The sequence below is a fragment of the Mucilaginibacter sp. HD30 genome (genome assembly GCF_054061755.1).
In genome coordinates this window covers 1,543,579-1,568,748 of sequence record NZ_JBSSEO010000001.1, presented here as the reverse complement: position 1 = coordinate 1,568,748, position 25,170 = coordinate 1,543,579, and the positions used below count along the sequence as shown (strand labels likewise).

The window sequence follows — 25,170 nt, the reverse complement described above, 5'->3', positions numbered from 1 at the left end:
TGCCTCACCAAAACTAATTCTTAAATGAACTATTTCAGGCTCACGCTTTTCGCTTTTATATTATCTATTCAGTTTTTGTTTGCGCAAACAGGTGTTGTTAAAGGCATAATTACCGATAATGAAACCAAGCAACCCATTGGCTATGCAAGTGTGGCTTTACTAAAAAGTGCCGACTCGTCTTTGATTACAGGGGTAGTGACTACTGATAACGGCACTTTTGAGTTTAACAAAGTTGCGCCGGGCAGCTACATAGTAAGGGCTGCTTTTATTGGCTATAACACTTCGGTAACGCCTGGCTTTCCTGTTAGAAATTCAGAAACTTATAACATCGGCACACTTATCCTTTCGCCCGGGCAGAAGCTGTTGAATGAAGTAAAGGTTAGTGGTCAAACCATTAATTCGTTTAATAAGATAGATAAGCAAACCTATCGTGCCGACCAGTTTGAAAGTGCCCGTGGCGGAACGGCGGTTGATGTATTGAAAAATTTACCCTCTGTTGCTGTTAACGGCGAGGGGCAGATCAGTGTACGTGGTTCAACCGGATTTTTAGTTTTGGTGAATGGCAAACCTGTATTAACTGATGCGCAAACTGTGCTGAGTCAGTTGCCAGCCAACAGCTTACAGAATATAGAATTGATTACGTCTCCGTCTGCTAAATATGATCCGGATGGCAAAGGGGGTATTATTAACATTGTGACTAAAAAAGGCGCGAATGACGGCTTTACCCTCTCAGCAAACGCGCAAGGCGGCTTGCCCAGTACCGATGACCATAATAACAAACAAAAGCCTCAGCGCTTTGGTGGCGATGCAACTATTAATTATCGGGCCGGTAAATGGGATGTTTCTGTAAGCGGCAATTACCTGCGCGCCGATGTGGCAGGTTACCGCGAAGGGGATGTTTTCACCAAAAACTTCGCTAATAATACCATCACCCGCTTTCCATCAAACGGCGAGCGTAGTTTTGATAAATACAACTATACGGGGCGGGCTTCGGTAAATTACGCGGCCGATCAAAACAATTCATTTTCAGCAGCCCTACTTATGGGCTATCGGTTTCAGTCGCGCCGGGCCGACCTTTTTTACAATAACAGCACTGCGGACCTGAATACAGGGGCAATATTAAAAAGCACAACGTATTATAACTCTAACCTGCAGATTAAAGAGGGCACGTTCTCTTTAGCCAACTTAGATTACACGCATACCTTTGCCGATAAATCTACTGTAACGGTGTCGGCACTTTATGAACACGCCAACCTTTATGGGGGTACTTCAAATCTTAATGTTAAATATCCTAATATGGCTGACACCATTCAGTTTGTTTATAACCCCTATAAAAACCCTATTAACGGCTACCGGTTAAAGCTTGATTATGCAATTGCTATAGGGAAAGGCAAACTGGAAACCGGCTATCAATTTAGGCAGGACACGCAGGATGGCCAGTTTGATTACTTTGTTACGCCTGCACTGTCGCAGCCGGATGCAGCTCGGTTCAGGGGCAATGCCAAAGCAAAAAATACAATCAATTCGTTATACACTCAGTATTCAGGCAAACAGAGTAAACTGGAATATACGGCAGGTTTGCGTTACGAGTATGCAGCCCGCACCGTTAACCTATCCTACGACCCGATGCCGCATAAGCTTAATTTGTCTAACCTTTTCCCCTCGGCCAATTTGCTTTACACGTTTGCAACCGGCTGGCAGGCTAAAGCGGGTTATAGCAAACGTGTGCAACGAACAACCAATTTTGAGTTAAACCCTATTCCGGAAAGAGAACACTCTGAAACGTTGGAACAAGGCGACCCGGATCTGTTACCGGAGTTTGTTGATCTTGCTGAGCTTGGCCTGATCCGCACCTTTGATAAAGGATCTTTATTTGCCACTTTATACTATCAAAATATAAAAAACCCTATTCAGCGTGTTAACAGTTTTTATGCGGACACCATTCTGAACCGGGTATTTACTAATGCTAGTAACGCCCGTTCTATAGGTTTAGAAATGGGTACCAATTTGCAACTATTTAAGTGGTGGAACCTTTATTTAGGCGGCAACCTTTATAATTATGAAATTAATGGTAAATTGAATATTCTTGGTGCTACGTCTACGGTATCAAACAATAGCTGGGTTTATTCTTTAAATATGAATACCGGTTTTATCCTGAGTAAAACTTTGAGCTTACAGGCTAACGTAAATTACCTCTCCCGCAGGCCTACGGCCCAGGGCGAAGATTCGCGCTTTTTGGTGCCGAACACTTCTGTAAAGAAAACTTTTATGAATGGCCGCATGGCGGCTACCCTGCAATGGCAGAATATGGATCTGGGATGGAACCAATCTAATAAGCAGCGTATTACCACACGGGGGAAAGATTTTTATACCACCACAAATTATATCTACGAAACTAACGTGTTAATGTTAAACCTAAGCTTTAATCTGAATAAGCTGACCGGCAAGGCGAAACTGCCTAATAGTGAATTTGGCGATAAAGAGTTTTAAGACTTGATGAGGAAGGAACAGACGGTTTTTTCGTTCCCTACTCAAATATTTGAAATTATGAAATGGATCACAAGAGAAAGACCGAAGATTGACAGGATCGCCTGCCCTTGGCTGATCGAACGCTTTGTAGATCTGGAAGCAGAGTTTATTTTTGCTCCGTACACCGAGGTTTTAAGCAAAGCGAAAGAATTAGGCGCTATACCGTTTGATCTGCCAGACGTGGAGTACTCGCATTATCAAGATCAGTGTACATTTGATTATATTATTAAAAAGCATGGACTGAAAGACCCGGCCTTGCACCGCATTGCAACAATAGTTAGAGGTGCCGATACCGACCGGCATGATTTTGCGCCGCAGGCGGCGGGTTTGGAAGCCATTTTTTCCGGACTGGCGTACAACATAAAAGACGACCAGGAACTGTTGGCCTTAGGCATGACCATTTACGATGGCATATTTAGTTGGGCTACCCATTTGTTTAAGAATAAACATACACAAGACGGGCCGGTAGAGCAACTACTTTTGCAAGTCTATCATCAGTATCTTAAAAAAAGCAAAGGTCAAAAAACGCCGGAGTGGGCCCGCGCGCTTAAAGAAATGATCCAGGACCAGTTGGATACGACGATGACATTAAGCCTGCAGCAGGCATCTGAAGAATTGGAGATCAATCCCGCTTACTTGTCGAGAGAATTTTCTAAATACTTTGACAACCTGAGTTTCGGGGACTATATGCGTAATCTCCGCATCGACAAAGCAAAGCAACTGATTGAGACGACTGATCACAGCCTGACAGAAATAGCTTATCTGACCGGCTTTTCTGACCAAAGTCACTTCAACCGCATTTTTAAAAAACAGGTCGGTCAAAGCCCTTCTGTTTATAAAAAATCAAAGAAAAAGTAAAATTTAGACGAATGGTTAAATTCATTCTATTTTGTAAGATAAGTCATGGATAACATTGCAACATCAAACAATTGTTATTATGAACGTTATCCGTCTGCTCCCTTTTTTGCTTATCGGGCTGCTTCCGATGAGTAGCTTCTCACAAACGGCACCAGTACAAACGTATCCTAAAATAGCGGGTTATGTTGGTATCCTGCATCCGCTTGTAACATTTAGCAGCGTTGGTACAGACCTTAATTTTGACGATCATTATGTTGTAGGAATGCCTACCGGTATAAATATCTGGAAAAGTGCCAAGATAGGTTTTTCGGCAGAATTTGTGCCTACCATACGGGCAGAGAGCGGCACAAGCAAAATGAGCAACTTCCTATTCCATCCGGGCATACTGGTAGCACTCGGGAAAGGTTGGACGTTCGCAGGTCGGGCGGCATTTGAAACCTCGGGGCGATATGGTGTTACACCGGTAATAAACAAAACAGTGATAAAAGGTAAGAACAGTACCTTATTTGCGGCAGTACCAATGCCGGTGCGTTTTGGAAATGACCGCCCCACTACATTTACCGTCGGCTTTCAGTTCGGTATAGCTTTTTAAATGGCAGGTATGGAAAATGTAAAATACTCATTGAGAGAGCTTATCTTTTATTTCCTTAAACTGGGCACCTGGGGCTTTGGTGGCCCCGTCGCGTTGGTAGGCTATATGCACCGCGATCTGGTTGAGCAAAAGGCGTGGCTTACCGAGGAAGAGTATAAAGAAGGGCTGGCACTTGCGCAACTTGCGCCCGGACCATTAGCTGCACAATTAGGGATTTATATAGGCTTTGTACATTATGGTATGTTGGGCGCTACGCTGATGGGGCTGGCCTTTGTACTGCCCTCTTTTATTATGGTGGTTTTATTGGGCATGGTTTATCAGGCATATAGCGGCCTTAACTGGATGCGCGATGTTTTTTATGGTGTAGGTGCTGCCGTTATAGGCATTATTGCCTTAAGTGCATATAAGTTAACCCTAAAATCTGTAGGTAAGCTTAATTTAACAGCTATAAAAGCTAATTGGCTGCTTTGGCTGTTTTACCTTATCGCCGTTATTATCACCATTGTTACTCAGCAAGAACAAATACTACTGTTTATAAGCTGCGGATTGATCTACATGATGGTAAAAGCGCCGCCTGTCTGGATGAAGAAACCAAATCCATTACCAGTTTTGCTGATTGCTAACATCAGCTTCTGGAACTACTCAAAAGATACTTTGGTGGAAATCGGTTTATTCTTTCTTAAAGCAGGTACCTTTGTATTTGGTAGCGGCCTGGCTATCGTGCCATTTCTACATGCAGGGGTAGTGACAGAACATCACTGGCTTAACGAAAACCAATTCGTGGATGCAGTTGCCGTAGCCATGATAACGCCGGGGCCAGTTGTTATTACTGTGGGTTTTATCGGTTATTTGGTGAATGGTTTTCCGGGAGCATCCGTGGCAGCATTGGCTACTTTTCTTCCCTGTTTTTTCTTCACCGTTATTCTTGCGCCATCCTTTAAAAAAATAGCTAAGAACACCAGCATCAAAGCCTTTGTTGACGGCATTACAGCGGCCGTTATCGGCGCCTTGGTTGGCTCGGTTGTCATTATTGCTACACGTTCTATCATAGATTTGCCTACAGCAATCATTGCATTGGCAAGCTGGCTGGTACTCATTTATATTAAGAAATTACAGGAACCACATTTAATAGTCATCGCGGCTGTTTTAGGCATCGTCATTAAAAGTTTTGTATAAAGAGGGTTCGAGATTGGCATCGCTACCACAAGGAGGATAAAGTTTGTGGGTGCTATAGATGTAATTCTTTATGCGGTAGATAGGTTACTGTATGTAAGCATTAATTTCTTTTCAGTCAGGAAATGGGTTAGAGCATTGGCCAAAGCACGAAAGCGACAAGTTCTGAAGGCTGATCGCATCAATGCGTAACCTCAAGTAAATATTTAATGTCTATTTAATCTATAGAATTTATATATTTTTAGTATAATTGCAGCCGTAATGCTCAAATCGTTATAGCCGGGTGACCGAGTGGCGAGGTAATGGTCTGCAAAACCTTTAACAGTGGTTCGAATCCACTCCCGGCGTCGTTTAATTTTTGCTACAAGCGGAATAGTTAGTTCTTAATATGAATAAAATCGAAATAGCACCAATCAAGAAATCCGGTCCTGTAGCCGGTGCCGGAAAATACACCTGGAGAAATATTGCCTATTTTACGCTTGGTTTGTTCTTTTTAGCTGTTCTTATCTTAATTATTGCACAATTTATTACGCTAGATCAGGTGTTATCTTTTGCCGCTCGCACCGTAGATGAACAATTCCTGTTTATGTTGCTTGTCGGATTCTTAGCACAGATGGTGGATGGGGCTTTGGGAATGGGCTATGGTGTTATTTCCACTACGCTACTGCTATCCGGCGGACTTAATCCAGCCGTTATATCAGGAAGTATCCACACAGCCGAAATGTTTTCCAGTGCAGCTTCCGGATTTAGCCATTATCGCTTTGGGAACATCAATAAAAAACTATTTAAAACACTTTTAATACCTGGCATAATCGGTTCTGTTGCAGGGGCGGTACTGTTGGGCTTAGCTGGAGAATCGTATTCACAATGGCTTCGCCCTATTATTGCTGTTTATACTTTTCTATTAGGTATCAGGATAATAAGCAATGCGTTTAAAACTGATGTAAAGCCCAAAAAAATAAAACGAGCCGGGTGGCTGGCAGGTGCCGGTGGATTTCTGGATTCTTTTGGCGGTGGCGGCTGGGGGCCTTTGGTTACAAGCACGCTAATTTCTAAAGGAAAAAGTCCGAAGTACGTAATTGGCTCTGTTAGCTTAACTGAGTTTTTTGTAACACTCGCCAGCGCTCTTACTTTTTTTATTATTTTGGGTGTAAGCCATCTGGGTGCCATTTTTGGCCTTATCTGTGGCGGACTTATTGCTGCTCCATTAGCGGCAAAACTGGCAGGAAGGCTTCCTGTAAAGAAAATGTTTATTGCAGTGGGGATATTAGTGTTAATTTCCAGCACCAAGACGATTTGGTCGGCATTGCAACATCTTTTATGACTTTAAAGTAAAAACGCAGCGCATTTTATAGGCAGTGAAAAGAATCTTTACCGTCGCATTTCTTCTATTCATGTACCACACCGTTTGTGCGCAAAGAAATTCGCACAACTTATTTTGGGGCAGATTGGCGCTGGCAGACACGCTCAATTCAAAGATTAAATGGGAAGTCTTTTTGCAAAAGCGCACCCAGAACAATTACGCCGGCGACCCGAATATTTTCAATTCAGACCAGTTTAAAAGTTACTGGTTTTGGTTTCATTACACGTTGAACAAGAATGTAAAGCTATCAGTATCGCCTTTCGGCTATTTTGAGAGCTTTGTATTAAATAATAGTAAACCCGATGCAGCAATACCTCCAATAAAGGAATTTAGATGGGCCGGAAGGATTGAACATGAAACAAAGGGTAAGCTTTTTAATTATAGCAACCGCTATAATCTGGAGTACAGGCTGCGGGATCTTAAAAACAACGGCGAGTACTTATCTAACTGGCGAGTGCGGTACATGATCCGTTTGGATAAACCTGTATTAAACGTATTATCTAAAACCAAGCCAGTAACCTTTACAGTTTACGATGAGGTATTTCTTCAGTTTGGAGACGCCGTGAAAAACAACCCTAATGTGTTTGATCAAAACAGAATTTACGCAGGCGCATCATACGAAGTGGTGAGGAACATTAAATTCAGTTTAGGTTATATTTATGGTTTTCAGGCAAGAAACTCTGGAAAAGAGTTTGACGATATCAATACATATTGGGCAATATTGACTTTCGATAATCTGATCAGTCAATTTAAAAGGAGATAAACTTCCTCCCGCTAAGCCGGCTAACTTTCCTAGTAAGAACAGGTAAAACACTTGGACTACGAATTTTCTTTCAAGTTTGTAGTACAAGACCGTATAGCCCACCCCAAGCGGAGTAGACGAAACAGCTATTTACTTTTGCTAAGTTCTGGTAAAAGAGCTTATTAACACATAGAAAAAAGGGAATAATTTATTTTCAATAAAAATCTTCTAAGTCTATGGATTTAGTAGATATTATTTATATTTGCAGCACAGTAACGTATTTAAACCCATAGATGGAGATGTGCATTATGAATTTGAAGTATTACTTAGGCTGCATGTGTTAAGGCTAATCAGCCATACGTCCATTATTTCCACCCATTTCTTACATTAAAATTTATTGCTTATGACATAAGGAGACGCAAACAATTGTAGCTATCAGGTTAGGCCTGAAAATTTATTAAGGATGGCCGGGCAGCAGTAAGTCCAATCACCAACTGCCCCCCATCCGCGGTTTATCAACACAAGTATTGACAAAAACATTCTAAAGATATGGATTTATATTTCCATGCCAAGTATTTTGCAAAGCGCCATTTTTTTCGAACGCTCGCACTAATCCTCTTATTTTATCCGTACGCAGTTTCAGCACAAAATAACCCAACCATCAATTCAAGGTTAAACGGAAAAATTATCGATTCACAGACAAAGGAGACGCTGCCTGGAGCTACCATTTCCATTAAGGGTGTAACCAACAGCACTACAACTGATGCCAAAGGTGAATTTATACTCGTTTCGGGTCAGTCCTTTCCCTATACAGTGGTCGTGTCTTACGTTGGCTACCTGCCTAAAGAACTGGTAATTGACGGAAGTCCTGTTACAATTGGTTTGGATATAGATGCCAAACAACTGAACGATGTGGTTGTGGTAGGCTATGGCACGCAAAAACGTGCAGATGTAACGGGCTCTGTTTCCTCTATCGGCAAAACAGCGCTGCAACAACCCGTTACCTCATTTGATCAGGCTTTAAAAGGAGCAGCACCGGGTGTGCAGGTTACGCAAACCACGGGCCAGCCTGGGGGCGGTGTAAGCATTCGCATACGTGGTGGCAGTTCTATACAAGGCGGTAACGAACCCCTGTATGTAATAGACGGTTTTCCAATCTATAACGCAGGATCTACCGCAGGGACGCTGAGCGGAACGCCGGTTAATCCGCTAAGCAGTATCAATCCCGGCGATATTGAAAGCATTGACATTTTGAAGGATGCTTCCGCAACAGCTATTTATGGCTCGCGTGGTGCAAATGGTGTGGTTATTGTAACCACCAAAAAAGGAAAAGCCGACAGAAATTCTGTTACTTATGAAGGTAACTATGGCGTTCAGACCCTAAGAAAAAAGGTTGATGTGCTGAACGCAAAAGATTTTGCCATTCTGCGCAACGATGCGCTTTATGATGCAACACCGGCTAAAGGCAGGTTTCAATACCTCACTCAACAACAGATCGATCAGCTGGGCGATGGTACAGACTGGCAGGGGTCGGCTTTCCGCAACGCGCCAATGCAAAATCACCAGCTAACCATTAGCGGCGGGAGCGCGAAGGTTCGTTATCTTATTTCGGGGAATTACCAGGATCAAAAGGGTATTATTAGAAATACCGATTTTAAAAGATATGGGCTAAGAACAAATGTTGACGCTCAGCCTTTTGAAAGGCTGAAAATAAGCACTGCGCTTACTTTGAGTAAAGCGGATGCCAATATAGCTCCCAATGGCATTGTTAATAGCTTATTGATCATGCCGCCGACCGCGACCATTTATGATCCTAACGGTGGTTACACGCTTCGTAACCCGTTTGAGAATGTATTTGCAAATCCAATCGCGACTATTAATGAGCAAATCAACAAATCAACCACCAACCGCGTTCTGGGAACCACGTTTGCAGAATACAAGATTATTGAAGGGCTAAATCTTAAGGTTTTGTTTGGTACCGATGTAAACACGATCTCAGAGAAAAAGTACATTCCAAATAGTATTTATGAAGGTAGCCTTACACGCGGCCAGGCCGGCAGAGGGTCGTTAGAGAGCTATTCCTGGTTGAACGAAAACACTTTGACGTATGATAGAAACTGGGGCGATCATACCATAAATGTATTGGGTGGTTTTACACAGCAGAGCTTCTCACGCGAGAATTTTACCGCTTCGTCGCAGAACTTTGTGACGGATGAATTGGGCTATAACTCACTGCAAGGTGGGTCTACGCTGATCGCGCCAACATCTGATGCCACTCGTTGGGATCTGCAATCTTACCTGGGCAGGGTAAATTATAATTACAATCGCCGCTATTATCTAACCGCAAGTTTACGTGCCGACGGTTCCTCCCGTTTTGGTAAAGGCAACAAGTGGGGTTATTTCCCATCAGCCGCCGCATCCTGGAACATCGGAAATGAACCATTTTTCGAGAACATCAGCAAAACGGTTAGCGATCTAAAATTCAGGTTGAGTTATGGCAAGACCGGTAATCTGGAAATCGGTGAGTATCAATCATTGGCAACGCTGGCAACCTATAGCTACCTGTTCGGCGGTAATATGATCACCGGCTTTGCGCCCAACCGGATAGGTAACGACAGACTTAGCTGGGAAAAAACCGATCAATACAATGCAGGATTGGATCTCGGCTTCTTTGATAACCGTCTTCAACTAAATATTGATGCTTATTACAAAAAAACCACTAACCTGCTGTTGAACGTTCAATTGCCATGGACGTCAGGTTTTGATTCCTCTTTACAAAACTTTGGTTCTGTTGAAAATAAAGGTTTGGAACTGGCAGTCAGTTCACAAAACTTCACAGGCGCGTTTAAGTGGAATACCCAATTCAATATTTCCTTCAACCGCAACAAAGTGTTGGCACTTGGCAACGGTGCAAATACTTATATAGCGGGCAATTACATCATTCAGGTGGGTCAACCTTTAGGTAACTTCTTTGGTAGCGTCACCAACGGTATCTTACAAACAGGAGAAGAAGCCAGCAAAGGCAAATATACCGGCAGCGCAACGCCCAAACCCGGCGACAGGCTTTACAAAGACGTCAACGGCGACGGGACATTTACCACCGCTGCTGATAAAGCCATCATTGGCAACGCGCAACCAGATTTTCTGGCGGGTTTAACCAATACATTTTCTTACAAAGGATTCGATCTGTTGGTATTTGTTCAAGGGGCTTATGGCAACCAGATTTTGAATACAAATCGCCAAAACCTGGAATTATTTACCGGACAGCAGAATGCAGCATCATTCGCACTTGACAGATGGACACCTACTAACCCGAGCCAAACCATACCCCGTGCCAAGCTTGACCCCGCTCCGGTGTTCTCTGATCGTTTTATTGAAAACGGCTCATTCTTAAGATTAAAGAATGTAAATCTTACGTACAGCCTGCCAAGAACCTTTGCAGCAAAACTAGGCCTGAGCAGCGCTTCTATTTATGTGTCAGGGCAAAATTTGATTACCTGGACCAAGTATACAGGCTTTGATCCGGAGGTTACCTCGGGCAGCAATGTTTCGCCCGGAACAGACGCGGGAATATACCCGGTGGCTAAAAGTTATTTCGTTGGCGTAAGGGTTGGTTTCTAATTATTAAAAGTTAATTATTATGAAAAAATTAATATATACCATTGGTTTGGGTGTTGTTCTGGTTGCATCATCGTCATGCAGAAAACTGGACGAAAAGCCCGACGCACTATTGGTTTCAGACGAGTTTTATAAAGATCAGGCACAGGCTACTGCGGCTGTTACTGCCGCTTACAGAAAACTTTATGACAGCGGACAATCGCTCTACAATAGTTTAATGCAAATCGGGATGGAAATGGCTACCGATGATTATGAGGCCGGCCCACGCGCAAGGAACGCCCATGTTAGAGCACTATCAGGATTAACGCACGATTCATCCAACGATAGGATGGAACAACTTTGGAAACAAAGTTATGACGGTATTAACGTAGCCAACATAGCTATTGATCAAATAGCGTTGATAGATGCTGATAAAATTGATGCAACTGTTCGGGTCCGTTTGATCAATGAAGCCAAATTCCTGCGGGCCTTACATTACTTTAACCTGGTAAGGTGGTTCGGCGGCGTTCCACTCGTGTTACATCAACCAAAGGATCTTTCACCGGAAAGTTTATATATCAGTAAATCAAGCGAAGATGAAGTTTATGCGCAGATTATTAAAGATCTGAAAGATGCGGAGGCATTGCCTTTAACCTATGGCGCATCAGATGTTGGGCGTGCCACAGGAGGAGCCGCAAAAAGCCTGCTTTCAAAAGTTTATCTAACGCACAAAGACTGGGAACTGGCTGCCCTGAAGAGTAAAGAGGTCATAGATGGTAAGCAATACAAGTTGTTTACTGATTATGCCGATGTGTTCAACGTAGCCACCAAAAATGGTATTGAACATATTTTTTCTGCCCAATTCAAAGGTAATGTGGGTTATCAGGGCAATAGCCTAGCCAGCCGTTCCGCACCTGCGGATGTGCCGGGCATCAACGGCGACTATGCCGATGCATTGCATGTGCAGGGAGGTTTGTATGAGTCGTTTGATAACAACGATAAGCGTAAAGCAGTGACTTTCGTTACCCAGATCGTAAGCCCGGTAAACAATAACTTGTACACCTTGGCAACTCCTCAGTTCAACAAATATTATGATCCTGCTGTGGTAGGTAACCAGGGGCAGTCGTCAAAAAATACACCCATTATCCGCTACGCTGAAGTACTGCTTATTTATGCAGAAGCATTGAATGAGTGGAAGGGCTTGCCAACCCCTGAAGCTTATGCAGCAGTTGATGAGGTACGTGTACGCGCCGGAATCAGCAAACTACAGGATATTGCGCCGTCTCTTTCGCAAAGTGATTTCAGGGATGCGGTTTTTCAGGAACGTCGCAAGGAACTGGTATTTGAATACCAGCGCTGGTTTGATCTGGCGCGCCGTGGTGCTGAATATTATGTAAAAGTATTAAAGGCTGCCGGAAAGACAGCCGCGGCACCTCGCCATGCGCATTTTCCAACGCCATTGCGCGAGATCAACCTCAATCCAAAACTTAAACAACATCCGGATTGGGTAGGCTATTGAGATTATAAATCACTTAAATCAAAAAAACAATGAAAATACATGGTATTATAAAAAAGTTGCCGCTTTTAACAGCATTGCTGCTCGGCACAACATTGGCACAAGCACAAAAGGCACAGAAACCTAATATTGTATTGATATTGGTGGATGACCTTGGTTTTTCAGACATTAGCCCCTACGGAGCCTCAGAACTACAAACACCCAACCTCGACCGTTTGGCAGCAGAGGGTTTGAGGTTAAAAGAGTTTTACAACAATTCCATTTGCGCCCCTACGCGCGCCTCGTTGTTAACAGGGCAATATCAACATAAGGCTGGTGTGGGTTATTTTAACGTAAATTTAGGTTTGCCGGCCTATCAGGGCTTCCTTAACCGCGAGTCACTTACATTGGCTGAAGTTTTAAAAAGCGGGGGTTACTCTACCTTAATGTCGGGCAAATGGCATGTTGGCGATGACAAAAACCAGTGGCCAAATCAGCGTGGCTTTGATAAATTCTTTGGCTTTATCGCCGGGGCCAGTAATTACTATGAGATAGGTAAAGAAGAGAACCCTACTGCACCGCTGGTTAAAAACAATCAGCCCTACTATCTGCAACCAGGAAAATATCTTACTGACGAGATAACTAACAACGCTTTGGAATTTATTGGTGAGCAGGATAAAGAGAAAAAACCTTTCTTTTTATACCTGGCCTTTAACGCGCCACACTGGCCTTTGCAGGCGCTTCCGGAGGATATTGCAAAATACAAAGGGAAGTACAGCATGGGGTGGGATTCATTAAAGCAACTACGGTATCAGAATGCTATTAAGAAAGGACTGATCAGCCCGACGCAAAAAATCAGCAAAAACGATGATCAGGTTAAACCCTGGAATACGTTGACCTATGATGAACAACAATACTGGCAGTTAAGGCAAGAAGTATTTGCAGCCATGATTGACCATGTGGATCAAAGCATTGGCCGGTTAACTACCAAACTAAAAGAATTGGGTAAAGATGATAACACGCTAATTATATTCATTTCGGACAACGGTGCTCAAGGTGGCAACAACCTGCGGCTTTATACCCAGCGAACTACCGGCCCGGTAGGCACCGCAGGGTCTTACGAAACGCAGAACAGCAATTGGTCTCAAACAGGTAACTCGCCGCATCGGGCTTATAAAGATTCGCCTTATGAAGGAGGGATTAGCGCGCCATTTATTGCCTGGTATCCTAAATTGATAAAACCTAATACAATAAGGCAAGGGACAGCGCATTTGATTGATCTGGCACCAACTTTTTATGAGCTGGCGGGGGTAAGCTATCCGAAGCAATATCAGGGCATAAAAAGTAATGCGTTGGCAGGTAAAAGCCTGGTGCCCCTTCTTACCGGTAAAACAGACCATGTAGAACGTGGAGAGCCCCTATTCTGGGAACGGAGCGGTAAACAGGCAGTGCGCGACGGGAAATGGAAACTGGTGCTTCCCGCCGGAACGAACCCCAAGTATGAACTTTACGATGTGGAGGCTGATCGGGGTGAGAACGACAATGTAGCAGCAGCTCATCCTGACATTGTAGACCGGCTAAAAGCCGCCTATAAGGATTGGGCAACTAAAAATGAAGTAGCGGATTACAACATCCTAAGACAACAGCCCGCTGCGCCTGCTGCCGACGCAAGAACCTCAAGACGCAATAACAAGTGATCCTAAGCCATTAAAAATTATGAAAAAAGCAATTATCATTATAAGCTTATTGTTTGGAGGAAACGTGTTTGCTCAAAACAATACCAAACCCAACATCATTCTCATACTTGCTGACGATCTGGGTTATTCCGATATCGGGGCATACGGATCAGAGATAAAGACACCCAACTTGGACAGGCTTGCCGCAGAAGGCCTTCGTTTAAAAGAGTTTTATAACAATTCTATATGTGCTCCAACGCGCGCATCCTTAATTACCGGCCAATATCAGCATAAGGCGGGAGTAGGATACTTTTCAAACGACCTTGGACTTCCTTCCTATCAGGGTTATATAAATCAGCAGTCGCTCACTTTTGCAGAGGTACTTAAAGGCGCGGGTTATACAACGCTCATGGCGGGTAAATGGCACGTGAGCGGTAAAGAGCCAAGTTACCCATGGCAGCGTGGTTTTGACCATTCGCTGTTGTCAGAAAACGGAAGTTACTTTGACCAGGGCGATTATAACAGCGGCAAAAAATCACCATATTTTGAAGATGGCAAACCGTACAGCCTTGAACCAGGTAAATTTTACCAGACAGATGTTATTACGGAACACGCCGTTAAATACATCGGCGATCAGCAAACCCTGAAAAAGCCGTTCTTTTTATACCTCTCTTATACTGCGCCTCATTGGCCTTTACATGCCTTGCCGGAAGATATAGCTAAATACAAAGGAAAGTACAATCAGGGCTGGGACGAGTTACGCAAACAACGATTTGCCAAACAAAAGGAACTAGGCATAGTAGCTAAGGATGCTGTGCTCTCTACAAAAAATGCGGATATCTACGATTGGAGCAGGTTATCCTATGATCAAAGACAACAATGGTCGGCGAAAATGGAAGTATTTGCAGCTATGGTTGACAGAATGGATCAGGGCATCGGCAAAGTACTGGAAGAACTAAAGCGTACCGGTCAGGACAAAAACACACTTATCGTATTTATATCTGACAACGGTGCTCCAGCAGAGGATTGGGTAAAGTGGCACAACGGTGCTACACGTAATACCGGCCCGGTTGGCACCATAGGTTCTTACGAATCGCAAGGTAAAAACTGGTCGTATGCTTCAAACACCCCTTTCCTTGCCTTTAAGGACTACGTATATGAAGGGGGTATAAGCTCGCCTTTTATTGCCTGGTATCCGGGTAAGATAAAAGCCGGAGGTATTAGCAAGGGGACCGGGCATCTGATAGACCTTGCCCCAACTTTTTATGAGTTGGCGGGTGCAAAGTATCCGGCAAAATATAATAACGTAACAACGTTTTCTCTGCCGGGTAAAAGTCTCACCCCCGTATTATTCGGGCAGGAAACTGAGATGAAACGCGGCGAGCCTTTGTTTTGGGAACGCGCAGGTAACCGTGCTGTAAGGGATGGAAAATGGAAACTGGTATCGCACTACCCCTCTTACACATGGGAGTTGTATGACTTGGAAGCCGACCGTGGCGAAACAACAGATGTTGCCCGAACGCACCACGAAGAGGTGAGCCGTCTGTCAACAGCGTATTTTGAGTGGACAAAACGGGTAGGTGCAGTTGACTTTAGCACACTGGAGAGCCGCGAGCCTCAAACGATGAAGGACTATAGAAAAAGTAAAGTTCAGGACCCTGTCTCTGGAGGCGGGGGATTACAATAATTAGAATATGAAAAGAGTTTATTTTTTATCTGGCTGCGCGCTGTCGCTCATAATTGTTAGCTCGTTAATATCGGCGCGGAAACCTACAGGGCTCCCTGTTGTTGAAAAAACATCATTGATAAGTGACGAAAAACAAAGAGTTGCCATTTGCTGCTCGTCCGGCATCCCGAACCGCTTTCCATCTTTGGAAACACCTGTAAATAGCAATCTTAATGCGATACCACCATCACATAAGGGCATGGTGCTTATAAAGGGCGCAACCTATAGCATGGGCGCTGACAATAAAGAGGCTGCCGATGATGAGTATCCAAAACATAAGGTTGCAGTTAAAAGCTTTTGGATGGATGCTACCGAGGTTACTAATGATGAATTTGCCAGATTTGTGAAAGCCACCGGTTATGTTACAATAGCTGAACGCAAGCCAGATTGGAATGAACTTAAAAAGCAGGTGCCACCCGGCACGCCGAAACCGGATGATAATTTACTAGTAGCGGCATCATTAGTATTTAAAAAACCGGCTGGAGATGTGCCTTTAAACGACTACAGTCAGTGGTGGAACTGGACTAATGGTGCAAATTGGAAACACCCACACGGACCCGGCAGCAATATAGCCGGGAAAGGTAATTATCCCGTTGTGCATATAGCATGGCTGGATGCTATTGCTTACTGCAAATGGGCTGGCAAGCGCCTGCCTACCGAAGCGGAATGGGAGTGGGCCGCACGAGGTGGATTTAGTAATAAGGTATATCCATGGGGTGATGAGCCCGTTGATGCGGGTAGCGTAAAAGCCAATACATGGCAAGGCAGCTTCCCGGGCAAAAACACCCTGCGTGATAAGTTTTTTTATGCTGCACCTGTAAGATCTTTTAAACCTAACGGTTATGGCCTTTATGATATGGCCGGAAATGTTTGGGAGTGGTGTGCAGATTATTATACCAACGATTACTATAAAACTACAACAAGCATTGCCACGCTTATAAACCCTCAGGGACCTTCCAAAAGCTACGATCCCCAGGAGCCATATGCAAAAAAAAGGGTTATACGCGGCGGCTCGTTTTTATGTAACGATAGTTATTGCTCAGGCTACCGGGTTTCCCGACGCATGAAAAGCACAGAAGATAGCGGTATGGAGCATTTAGGATTTAGGTGTGTTAAGGATATTTAAGTTAACACCATCGCCGGATTTGCAAAGCTCATGTCGTTCAACAAAAGCTAATGTGATTAGCTAGAGCACATTTGTTTTTAATTAGTTCAAATCTCTCAGAATAGAGCTGAAGAGGCCGTATCAAAATACAAATGACGCGGCCTCTTTTCTATTTTATTGCCGTATCGGGTAATTAGTAAAACACATAGAGACCGGGGCGGGAAAATGTAAAAGCAGATATCTTTCTACATAGGTCGTTTGGTTATTCAGAAAATGTATGGCGCTGGGGTATGCTCCAGATATGAATAAAAATTTAATATCGCGTAATGTATGCTATAGTTTCTTCAGTGGAAATTATTACGCATTCCTGGTTTCTACTAAATCTGCCCCCTTTTGTAAATAATGGATACCACCTGCCCCCACTTTCTTTTTATGAAATCAGCCTATTTATATGTCCGCGTCAGTACGGACGAGCAAAAACGAAAAGGGTATTCATTACCTGAGCAAGAAGAATGCCTGTTGAGATATTGTGAGTTAAACAATATAGAAGTTAAGGGGATTTATCGCGAAGATTATTCGGCGAAAACTTTTAAGCGCCCGGAGTGGAAATTGCTTTTTGCAAAACTTAAACAAAATCAAGGTAGAAACTCCGAAAATGTCCTGTTTTTGAAATGGGACAGGTTCAGTCGCAACATAGAAAATGCCTATAATATGCTAGGAGTGCTGCGGGAAATCAATGTACAAGCTATGGCCATTGACCAACCAATTGACTTTAGTGTACCCGAAAGTACAGTTACATTGGCTATCTACCTGTCAATACCCGAAGCCGAAAATCGTAGGCGCGCCTTGAATACATCTGCGGGGTTAAAGCGTGCTAAAATCTCAGGAAGGCATTTAGGCAAAGCACCATTGGGATATGTAAATAGGACTGGCTTGGATGGAAGAAAATACATTACTCCTAAATACCCGGAAGCTAATTTGATCGTATGGTGCTTCAAAGAGATTGCTAAAGGAATATATGCTGCTGAACAAGTCAGAAAGATGGCTTACAATAAAGGCCTTCGATGTCAAAGCAGTAATTTTTATCGATTGATTCGTAATCCATTGTATTGCGGTTTTTTTATTCAACAAGAACCAAATGAAGAATCAAAAAAAATCAAAGCGTTACATGAATCTTTAATAACAGAAACCCTATTTAATGAGGTCCAAAAAATATTAAAAAGTAAACAACGGCAACGAGGCCAAATATCAAAAATAAAAGACTTATTTCCTTTAAGAGGTTTTGTAGAATGCCCGTTTTGTTATCGTAACCTAACTGGTAGTTTTTCAAAAGGGAAACGCAAGGTCTATCCTTATTACCATTGCCAAGGTTCCAAATGCAGGGGACGATTTAAAGCCGAGGTATTGCATGAGTCCTATGAAAATGAACTAAAGAAATACAGCCTGTCACCTGGGGTGAAAGAATTATTTGATCTTATCCTGGCGAGTGGAAGCTTTTTATCCGATCAGGAACATATTCTTGAACGAAAGCAACTTTTAAGACAAGTTTATGAACAAGAAACCCTGATTCTTTCAGCAAGAAAACTATTTATAAAAAATGAAATTGAGTTAGATGATTTTAGGGCCATAAAGGAAAATTATAGGGATGCTATTCAACAACTTAATATTGAAATCGACTGCGTAAATGACAAGTTAAAGAAGACTGATGTGCCGGAAAAATCTGGTATAGCTTCAATTAACAATATTTATCATTGGTATAAAGATCAGGCAGTAGAAGATAAGCGTAAAATCATCACCCTTATCTTACCGACAAGCATTAATAGGGAAGCTGTAAGGTTTGATTCGTTTAGATTGGATGAGGCAATTTCAAAAATACTTATCCCAATTCCAATATCCTAATCAAAGGAACATGAAGCACATACCAAACTACGAAGTCACTAATTTGACGGCAAAGAAAGTTTCGGAAGAACAAGCAATTAAAATTCTAAGAAACAATGGCATACACGTAGATGAAGAAGAAATACGTACAATTCTGCATTTTCTTTACATTTTAGGGAAGGCTCATAAGCAAAATTTGCTCTAAACCTGAAATTACCTTATGGGTTACAAAATTATTCAACACATACAATAGTGATGATTTTGTAGAAAAACCTAACGGGAATCGAACACCAAAAAAACTGCATTTAAATAACGACAGACAGCATTTTAAAGAATTTCAGAAGATTTATCGGATATTTTTGAATGAATTATCGAACACAAATTAACGGTGGCACAAACACCTGGAAGCCAATAATTTATCGCATAAAAAAAGGAAAAATTCAATTAAGAACTTTTCCTTAAGTAGCGTAAGTGGCTTAATATCAAGTTCTTTTGTTAAAGACTTGAAACGTTTGGTGAGTTTTTGAGGTTTCAAACCACCAATTTTTGATACCTAATATTCAATAAGTTAATATGTTCTTTAAAATGCCCTCATTTTTCAGAGTATTAAATCCCTCGTTTTCTAGTTAACATAATTCTGGATTTTTCCGTGAGCTCTATTGTACCTACATCGAACCAAATAATCGAAAAGTTGAAGGATATTGCGAGGCTCAAAAAGCCGTAAATCCCAAAGCGTCGGAATAATCCAATAACGGTTGTTTGAGTTGACAATGATTGGTAACGGCGCAAAGAGCCTTTTTTTTTCAGGTAGGAAAAAGTACGGGATGTTTGTTTGTGTATACACGGGAACTACACGAGATCCTTTAAATGCCGTTGTTAGGAACCGGCTATTTCAACTCAGGGAAATACTCAGTAATATCAACGTGGTTCAGGTAGACCGAGCATCTTAACACACCATCATTGATTTCTATTGGCTTTTTTAATTCAATGTATTTGTCATGAATTAGCATATTAAGCTTGACTTGAACAAAGTCTTCGATTTCATTGTCCGGTTGTGAATACCCTACTATTTGCACTACACCTCCTGAAACCTCAACCCATTTCCAATTGGGCGTGATCCTGATAGTTGTGCTGTCAATAATTTCGAGTACTCTAAATACCATATTGTTTTAGAAAACGGACTATAACGATTCGTTGGAATTCAAATCGCTGACCAACTTTTTAGAATAAATTATTGCCTGGGCGATTTGGTGAAATACTGAAACAGCCATTACGAAGCTGACTAAACTTAGAAAAAAGAATACCGTTGTGAATCCATGATAATAATCAGGCATAAACGTCTTGTCAGCGCTTAGGTAATAAAACATTTGAAAGGCAAGCGCACCGGTTAGTGTGACAAATATGCGGTACATCTGTCGCTCCGGATTAAGCAGATTAGTCAGTCGTTTATTTTTTTTGACCATCTTATCCATGCCTTTGTCGCCTATTCTCATTGTCTTCTTTACTTTGGCATTATGCGTTGGCGGAGTGATTTTCTTCAATAATGCGATCTGCCTTTCCTGCTCACCCGTTATTTTACGGGTCAGGTCGAGGCCTTCGACTGATAACAGGTAAATAGTAATCGGAGCGATAAAGGAAAGAACTGCGATAATCAGTTTAATATAGATATCTAAAAAGCCTGCCATCGGTATAGGGATTTAGGTTATTGATTTTCGACGTATAACTTTAGTATGAACTCTGGTATCAGCAAGGATGTAGCAACATCATACAATTGCATGGAACCCTCTTTTACTTTGGATAGGTATTCATCTGTGATATAGCGATAATGCCGTGGTATCATTAGTTCCATTGCCAGCAGCATGGCGAAGGTTGTTTTATCAAGGTCGCCGTCACGCAACCCATCCCGGTTCGCAAATTTTAACTGGTGTGCAATCGTATCTTCAATACCCTGGATGATGTCTTCATTTTCCTGGTAAATGGTGTTTTCGATTATTTCGTTCTGATAATGATCAACATAGGTTGCACAAAGCTCACTGATGATTGTAAACCGTGTCCAGCAAAGATTCATTTTGTCATTGATCATGATATAAATATTTGCTCCCATATTTAAATACAAGCCATTGATGTGATTGACCTCAGACCGACGGACGACATGGATCGACTTTTTGACACCCAATTCTTCAAAATGCCTGATCACGAATTCCCCTAATGCATAGTAATCGCCTAAATGAAAATTATAGGGTGCATTTTTATAATGGGGATTGACATCAGTATATAATTTCGTCAATCCAATACCCTGAGTTATTTCCTCAGCGTAAGAAAGAACCAATTGTTTATCGTATGTTTTCATCTTATCGCTCGATCAAAAAGGTATGGCTTTTAGTTCCATCGCTCAATAAAGAGGTCTTTTATTAATGGTGAAGGTTCCTTGTATTGCTGATTTGCAGGGTTTAGCTTAAACAATTCTTCAACAGGCAGTTGTTTAGTCTCTGTGCCATGATCTGAGAAAATTTCGATGGTGACAAAGGTTCCTAAAATTTGGTTCAATGAATAACCAGCTATTTTGATCTTATATCCCTGACTTTTTACAGTTTGATTTGGATATATCTTAGCGGAGATGTTATCAGTAAAAGTGAAATATCCCTCTGCCGCTTGTTGGCCTGAATACTCAGGTGCAAGCTGTTGTTTGATTTTAAGACTGAAGGCAAGTCCCTCTATGGTTTTACTACCGGAGTTTTTGAATTTTAAAAAAAGTTCAAACTCCACCCATTTATACTGCCCACCCATGCTTGATGTGTCGCCTTTCACCACTTCTGGAGTTTCAATAGTAAGCGGCAAATGTTGTTTACCCGCCTGAAAGTCGCCTATTTTTACTGGCTCAAGAATTGGTTTTTGGGATGCTACCGGCGAAAATTCATAAGCATCTTTATCCATCAGCTTCCTGAATAATTGCTCTTCCCCGCCGTTGGCTGATAGATCCGTAATATCCCGCCCTTGTAAACCAAATGGAATGATATCGGGCGACCGTCCCTGAAATGAAACTAGGATGTATTTTCGCGGATGATCTTTAATATCATTAAGCAATAGCTGGTATTCCTCACCAACACCTCCGGAAAAAGTTTCCGCCTTAATTTTATACCCCTTAGACAAAACGACAATTACTTTGAGGTGTTCATGCATAGCCTTATGCATCATTTTAACAAAATTCGTTGCTGTTTCCTGTTGGCTCAGCATTTTATCAAGCCTCGCGTCAAACCCTTTTTTGCGCAAATGCTCCGTAAATTCAAGGACTTTTTGTTCATGCTCTTGGGAATCCCAGCTGTAGGAAATAAACACCTCAGACATTGATGTAGTATTTAAAGTTTGTTTGGCCTGTGTCGATGGCTGTTGCACGATGTTATGTAGGCGATAATTTTCAAGACTTCGACCGATGTTCGTGGCTAACCACTCGCGTAATAATTCAAGTGACACGGGGTTCTTTTCGGTCTTCTCAATTAGCGGTATGATAACGTATTTGATATGTTTTCGAAAGGTCTCGGCTTGTGCGGGAAACCTTTTTATATAATAGTCGAAGTGATAATTCAACAATTGGTCAACCTCGTAAGGCGGTTGATACTTGATGATTTTGTTAACGAACTGCCTGTCATAATCCGCTGGCGTTGTGGCCGTGTAATAGGTGTGTGATTTCGATCCTCTGCCGCCATAACCATCGCGCGTCGTTTTGCCAATAGTGATCGATGGCCGACGCTCGCCCAAGTCCGACAACTGGAATGGGTTGGACGAATCCGTTGGACTGTTGTTGCTACTGATATGATAAAAATTGTTCATAGACAAGGTTTGATCGGCTGAAAAGGCAGCTTTCACGTAATGAATGATAAAGATATTAAATTGAAAGAAGATAAAAATAGAGAGACCTTGGACAGGAGCTTCTTTTTCAGGCAGGATCAACCTGCTGCCGCAACAGGGGGTTACCATACAAATGCAGACAAGCCCAGGCAGCGGGATTCGGTATTTCATTACATACCGCACGATTGCCATCAAATACTGCTTTATCAATAGTCTTTCCCTCGTCCAGCGCACGTAGAAAAACGGGCAGCCAAATTTTTGCGACAGTAATTTCCAATGCCCATGCCGGTGCGATAACCGCCTCATATCCTTGTTGAATAAACCTGCTCACTAAGGAAGCGCTTTCGTTTTTAAAAAGCGGGCTTTTCGCCGAACCGGAATGGCATACGAAAAGGATCAGGATTTTCCCTTTCCCAACGATTCTGTCAATTTGAAGCGACATTTCATTGCCGTGGTATAAAACCTGAAATTCAGCAATGTCATTTGCCCCATGAGCGCATACAATATTAAGATCGGTGGCCAGCGGCCCAGTGAGGCCAATTGTTTGATAAATAGAAAAATGACGATTGACGATCTCATCCTCAAGATGCGAATATAAGTAAGGCAGCGTATCATCATTACTTTCGGTAGGTATCCATATTGATTTCGAATAATTGGCTGGCAATATCGCTTGTTGCCTTTGCTGGAGCCATTCTGCCGACAAAATATTTGTTACTGGGAGCAGCTTCGCAAGAAACTCTCCGGATTCATTCAACAACAATTGATGTGGTAAAGGAGCCAAAAAAATATCCTTAACTACCCATAACGCCGCCGTTTCTGCTGGCGGGTAGATCGTGGCGAAAGTTAGTTGCTCCGCCATTTCGCCCTGAACCGCGAGGTGTTCTTCGGGGTCAACGGAGCGGACCTGGCCACGTATTTTTTTGCTGGTTTGAAATTTAAGTTTTGCAAAGTATTTACTGTTTCGCTTAATAGAAAACTTGCTAAGTGACCAATGCGGGGACTCGTAAAACGAAAAATGATGCTGGAAAAAGCCAAGCTGAAAGAGCTTGCCTTCGACAACCCCCAGCCAAACTAAGTTTGTACACTCGGCAATCAGGGAAGATATCCAGATTTCGGGATTATCATATAGCGTATCAAGTTTACTGATATCATCTTGCGGCAGTAGAAACGGAGTTACTTCATCGGGGTATTTAGGTTTGAAAAGAATACTGTAATCGGCTTTTAGGCGCATGGCCAATAAAAAGTTCGCTGGGTTTTTTTGACGAAAGCTATAGTCCAGTGTTCGGTTTGAGATCATCAAGGCTGCACCATTATCATAAACGAAATCATCCCGGCCGACCACTTTCTCTAATTTCAGGATGGCTTCTTTCAAATAGCTGACCAGTTCCGAGCCTTCGCCTTTAACGATTGCGAGTTGTTTTTGCAGCTGTTCAGCCGGTACAATTTCTTCAAATTTTTTCAAATAGCGACCCAATTCGCAGTGGTTCGCAAAAACCTCTGGAGAAATGCGCTGAAGTTGTAGCAGTAGCATATACCATGGTGATGCCTCCTGCAAACCACCTTTAAGCAAAGCAGCTCCTTCAGTTTGCAGATAGTTGGACAATGTCTCAGATGTTATTGGATCACGGCTTTTCAGCAGACAGTAAAAATAGCTATGATCAAGGGCATGCCGCTGATATGCTGAGAATACGAGTTCGGCGGGCTTGTTTTCATCGAATTTCCTGGCCCAGGCATAGAATTCAATGTTGCGAAACAATTTAACGGTTTGCCATACCATGTCGATGCCTTGACGATCTGATAGTTGCGAGCGATTTTCGAGAATGTGTAAAAACGTTAAACAACCGCTTAGCAACGAGCCGTTGGCATTTTTGGTTACCGCGTGGATGCGGAATAAGTTCCAGAAGCCCAGGTCAGGCAATCCGTCGTCATAACCGGTCTTTATAATCTCTTCTGCGAAATTTCGCGCTGTTTGAAAGTCGTTTGCTGCGCATAGTTTATCGGTCAGCAGGCCTGCATTATAATAAAACATCTCTAGTTCGCCCGATTCCTTCAGTAGCTGATGCAAGGGCAGAAGTAACATATGAATGGTTTCAAAATCCTGATTGGTCCAATTGATTACCTTGACCTGCTCTTGCAAGAGATTGATAAATGCACCGGCAATCTTTTGTTTTTCTACAGTAGAAAACTCCGAAAAGTTAAAAGGGTTATCCGAAATACGGATAGGTTCGCCTTTACTCAGCGTGAGCCGCATTTGCGCATAACATTTATTAACCAGCCCGACATCCGTCAAGTTTTCCATTATGGAAAGATCGAAAGAATAGAACGGAAGCTGTACAAATACCTCGTTATACAGATCCTCAAAGTTTTGAATCGCATACTTGAGGCATTCCTCATTGTTTCTTTCCAATACGCTCAGAAAAGCGGGAAAGTAGCGTCTGTATTCCTGATAACTTTGACCCGTTAATTTAACGAGTTCAAAGTACAACACGGTCAGTTCCTCCTGTTGGACGGCTCCTCTATTAATCCTGTGTTCTATGATCAGCGATTCAAAGCGTTTTAAAGTTAGGGCAAACATGAGTTAGTCAATGGG

The 25,170-nt window shown here is 42.5% G+C and carries 17 protein-coding genes and 1 tRNA gene; 13 read left to right on the top strand and 5 right to left on the bottom strand.

The window, feature by feature from the left end; translation table 11 throughout:
* Positions 1-24 precede the first annotated feature (24 nt).
* The 13 genes from ACVW2L_RS07685 to ACVW2L_RS07625 all read left to right on the top strand — a co-directional run bounded on the left by ACVW2L_RS07685 (position 25) and on the right by ACVW2L_RS07625 (position 18,755).
* On the top strand, positions 25-2,490 hold the full coding sequence (locus ACVW2L_RS07685) for a TonB-dependent receptor domain-containing protein (protein WP_457127379.1): 2,466 nt from the start codon (positions 25-27) through the stop codon (positions 2,488-2,490).
* 57 nt (positions 2,491-2,547) lie between these two features.
* Positions 2,548-3,387 (top strand): chromate resistance protein ChrB domain-containing protein, encoded by an 840-nt coding sequence (locus ACVW2L_RS07680; protein WP_457127378.1) that lies wholly within the window; start codon positions 2,548-2,550, stop codon positions 3,385-3,387.
* Between the two features lie 79 nt (positions 3,388-3,466).
* Positions 3,467-3,979 (top strand): hypothetical protein, encoded by a 513-nt coding sequence (locus ACVW2L_RS07675; protein ID WP_457127377.1) that lies wholly within the window; start codon positions 3,467-3,469, stop codon positions 3,977-3,979.
* Between the two features lie 9 nt (positions 3,980-3,988).
* A complete protein-coding gene (locus ACVW2L_RS07670) occupies positions 3,989-5,155 on the top strand; it encodes a chromate transporter (RefSeq protein WP_457127376.1) in 1,167 nt (388 codons plus the stop codon).
* Positions 5,156-5,429: 274 nt separating this feature from the next.
* Positions 5,430-5,500, top strand: a tRNA-Cys gene (locus ACVW2L_RS07665).
* Positions 5,501-5,540: 40 nt separating this feature from the next.
* The gene (locus ACVW2L_RS07660; RefSeq protein ID WP_457127375.1) at positions 5,541-6,476 is read left to right on the top strand and encodes a sulfite exporter TauE/SafE family protein; all 936 of its coding nucleotides are present in this window, start codon (positions 5,541-5,543) and stop codon (positions 6,474-6,476) included.
* Between the two features lie 34 nt (positions 6,477-6,510).
* The gene (locus tag ACVW2L_RS07655) at positions 6,511-7,278 is read left to right on the top strand and encodes a DUF2490 domain-containing protein (RefSeq protein WP_457127374.1); all 768 of its coding nucleotides are present in this window, start codon (positions 6,511-6,513) and stop codon (positions 7,276-7,278) included.
* Between the two features lie 528 nt (positions 7,279-7,806).
* Positions 7,807-10,878, top strand: a complete 3,072-nt coding sequence (locus ACVW2L_RS07650) for a SusC/RagA family TonB-linked outer membrane protein (protein ID WP_457127373.1) — start codon at positions 7,807-7,809, stop codon at positions 10,876-10,878.
* Positions 10,879-10,897: 19 nt separating this feature from the next.
* Positions 10,898-12,373 (top strand): RagB/SusD family nutrient uptake outer membrane protein, encoded by a 1,476-nt coding sequence (locus tag ACVW2L_RS07645; RefSeq protein WP_457127372.1) that lies wholly within the window; start codon positions 10,898-10,900, stop codon positions 12,371-12,373.
* Between the two features lie 29 nt (positions 12,374-12,402).
* Positions 12,403-14,046, top strand: a complete 1,644-nt coding sequence (locus ACVW2L_RS07640) for an arylsulfatase (protein ID WP_457127371.1) — start codon at positions 12,403-12,405, stop codon at positions 14,044-14,046.
* A gap of 19 nt (positions 14,047-14,065) precedes the next feature.
* The gene (locus ACVW2L_RS07635) at positions 14,066-15,712 is read left to right on the top strand and encodes an arylsulfatase (RefSeq protein ID WP_457127370.1); all 1,647 of its coding nucleotides are present in this window, start codon (positions 14,066-14,068) and stop codon (positions 15,710-15,712) included.
* Positions 15,713-15,719: 7 nt separating this feature from the next.
* A complete protein-coding gene (locus ACVW2L_RS07630) occupies positions 15,720-16,877 on the top strand; it encodes a formylglycine-generating enzyme family protein (protein WP_457127369.1) in 1,158 nt (385 codons plus the stop codon).
* Positions 16,878-17,288: 411 nt separating this feature from the next.
* Complete coding sequence (locus ACVW2L_RS07625) at positions 17,289-18,755, top strand: recombinase family protein (RefSeq protein WP_457127368.1); 1,467 nt, start codon at positions 17,289-17,291, stop codon at positions 18,753-18,755.
* Between the two features lie 866 nt (positions 18,756-19,621).
* Here ACVW2L_RS07625 and ACVW2L_RS07620 read toward each other — a convergent pair.
* Genes ACVW2L_RS07620 through ACVW2L_RS07600 form a run of 5 tightly spaced genes read right to left on the bottom strand, consistent with a single transcriptional unit; the run spans position 19,622 to position 25,155 of the window.
* Positions 19,622-19,897: a hypothetical protein gene (locus ACVW2L_RS07620; RefSeq protein WP_457127367.1), complete on the bottom strand. Its 276-nt coding sequence runs from the start codon at positions 19,895-19,897 to the stop codon at positions 19,622-19,624.
* Between the two features lie 18 nt (positions 19,898-19,915).
* Positions 19,916-20,419 (bottom strand): hypothetical protein, encoded by a 504-nt coding sequence (locus ACVW2L_RS07615; RefSeq protein WP_457127366.1) that lies wholly within the window; start codon positions 20,417-20,419, stop codon positions 19,916-19,918.
* A gap of 17 nt (positions 20,420-20,436) precedes the next feature.
* Entirely contained in the window at positions 20,437-21,084 is a 648-nt protein-coding gene (locus ACVW2L_RS07610; protein WP_457127365.1) for a hypothetical protein, read from the bottom strand.
* A 29-nt stretch (positions 21,085-21,113) separates the two neighbouring features.
* Positions 21,114-22,751 carry an SEFIR domain-containing protein gene (locus tag ACVW2L_RS07605; protein ID WP_457127364.1) on the bottom strand — a complete coding sequence of 546 codons (1,638 nt, stop codon included), beginning with the start codon at positions 22,749-22,751 and terminating at the stop codon, positions 21,114-21,116.
* Positions 22,669-25,155, bottom strand: coding sequence for a hypothetical protein (locus ACVW2L_RS07600; RefSeq protein ID WP_457127363.1), 2,487 nt, complete (start codon positions 25,153-25,155; stop codon positions 22,669-22,671). Before ACVW2L_RS07600 ends, ACVW2L_RS07605 begins: the two co-directional genes overlap by 83 nt.
* Between the last annotated feature and the right edge of the window lie 15 nt (positions 25,156-25,170).

What these genes read in the sequence shown, in the direction of transcription:
- ACVW2L_RS07645 (WP_457127372.1), top strand. Translation starts at nt 10,898, where the DNA reads ATGAAAAAATTAATATATACCATTGGTTTGGGTGTTGTTCTGGTTGCA.
- ACVW2L_RS07660 (WP_457127375.1), top strand. Translation starts at nt 5,541, where the DNA reads ATGAATAAAATCGAAATAGCACCAATCAAGAAATCCGGTCCTGTAGCC.
- ACVW2L_RS07630 (WP_457127369.1), top strand. Translation starts at nt 15,720, where the DNA reads ATGAAAAGAGTTTATTTTTTATCTGGCTGCGCGCTGTCGCTCATAATT.
- ACVW2L_RS07675 (WP_457127377.1), top strand. Translation starts at nt 3,467, where the DNA reads ATGAACGTTATCCGTCTGCTCCCTTTTTTGCTTATCGGGCTGCTTCCG.
- ACVW2L_RS07620 (WP_457127367.1), bottom strand. Translation starts at nt 19,897, where the DNA reads ATGGTATTTAGAGTACTCGAAATTATTGACAGCACAACTATCAGGATC.
- ACVW2L_RS07605 (WP_457127364.1), bottom strand. Translation starts at nt 22,751, where the DNA reads ATGAAATACCGAATCCCGCTGCCTGGGCTTGTCTGCATTTGTATGGTA.
- ACVW2L_RS07625 (WP_457127368.1), top strand. Translation starts at nt 17,289, where the DNA reads ATGAAATCAGCCTATTTATATGTCCGCGTCAGTACGGACGAGCAAAAA.
- ACVW2L_RS07685 (WP_457127379.1), top strand. Translation starts at nt 25, where the DNA reads ATGAACTATTTCAGGCTCACGCTTTTCGCTTTTATATTATCTATTCAG.
- ACVW2L_RS07670 (WP_457127376.1), top strand. Translation starts at nt 3,989, where the DNA reads ATGGAAAATGTAAAATACTCATTGAGAGAGCTTATCTTTTATTTCCTT.
- ACVW2L_RS07615 (WP_457127366.1), bottom strand. Translation starts at nt 20,419, where the DNA reads ATGGCAGGCTTTTTAGATATCTATATTAAACTGATTATCGCAGTTCTT.
- ACVW2L_RS07640 (WP_457127371.1), top strand. Translation starts at nt 12,403, where the DNA reads ATGAAAATACATGGTATTATAAAAAAGTTGCCGCTTTTAACAGCATTG.
- ACVW2L_RS07600 (WP_457127363.1), bottom strand. Translation starts at nt 25,155, where the DNA reads ATGTTTGCCCTAACTTTAAAACGCTTTGAATCGCTGATCATAGAACAC.
- ACVW2L_RS07650 (WP_457127373.1), top strand. Translation starts at nt 7,807, where the DNA reads ATGGATTTATATTTCCATGCCAAGTATTTTGCAAAGCGCCATTTTTTT.
- ACVW2L_RS07680 (WP_457127378.1), top strand. Translation starts at nt 2,548, where the DNA reads ATGAAATGGATCACAAGAGAAAGACCGAAGATTGACAGGATCGCCTGC.
- ACVW2L_RS07635 (WP_457127370.1), top strand. Translation starts at nt 14,066, where the DNA reads ATGAAAAAAGCAATTATCATTATAAGCTTATTGTTTGGAGGAAACGTG.
- ACVW2L_RS07610 (WP_457127365.1), bottom strand. Translation starts at nt 21,084, where the DNA reads ATGAAAACATACGATAAACAATTGGTTCTTTCTTACGCTGAGGAAATA.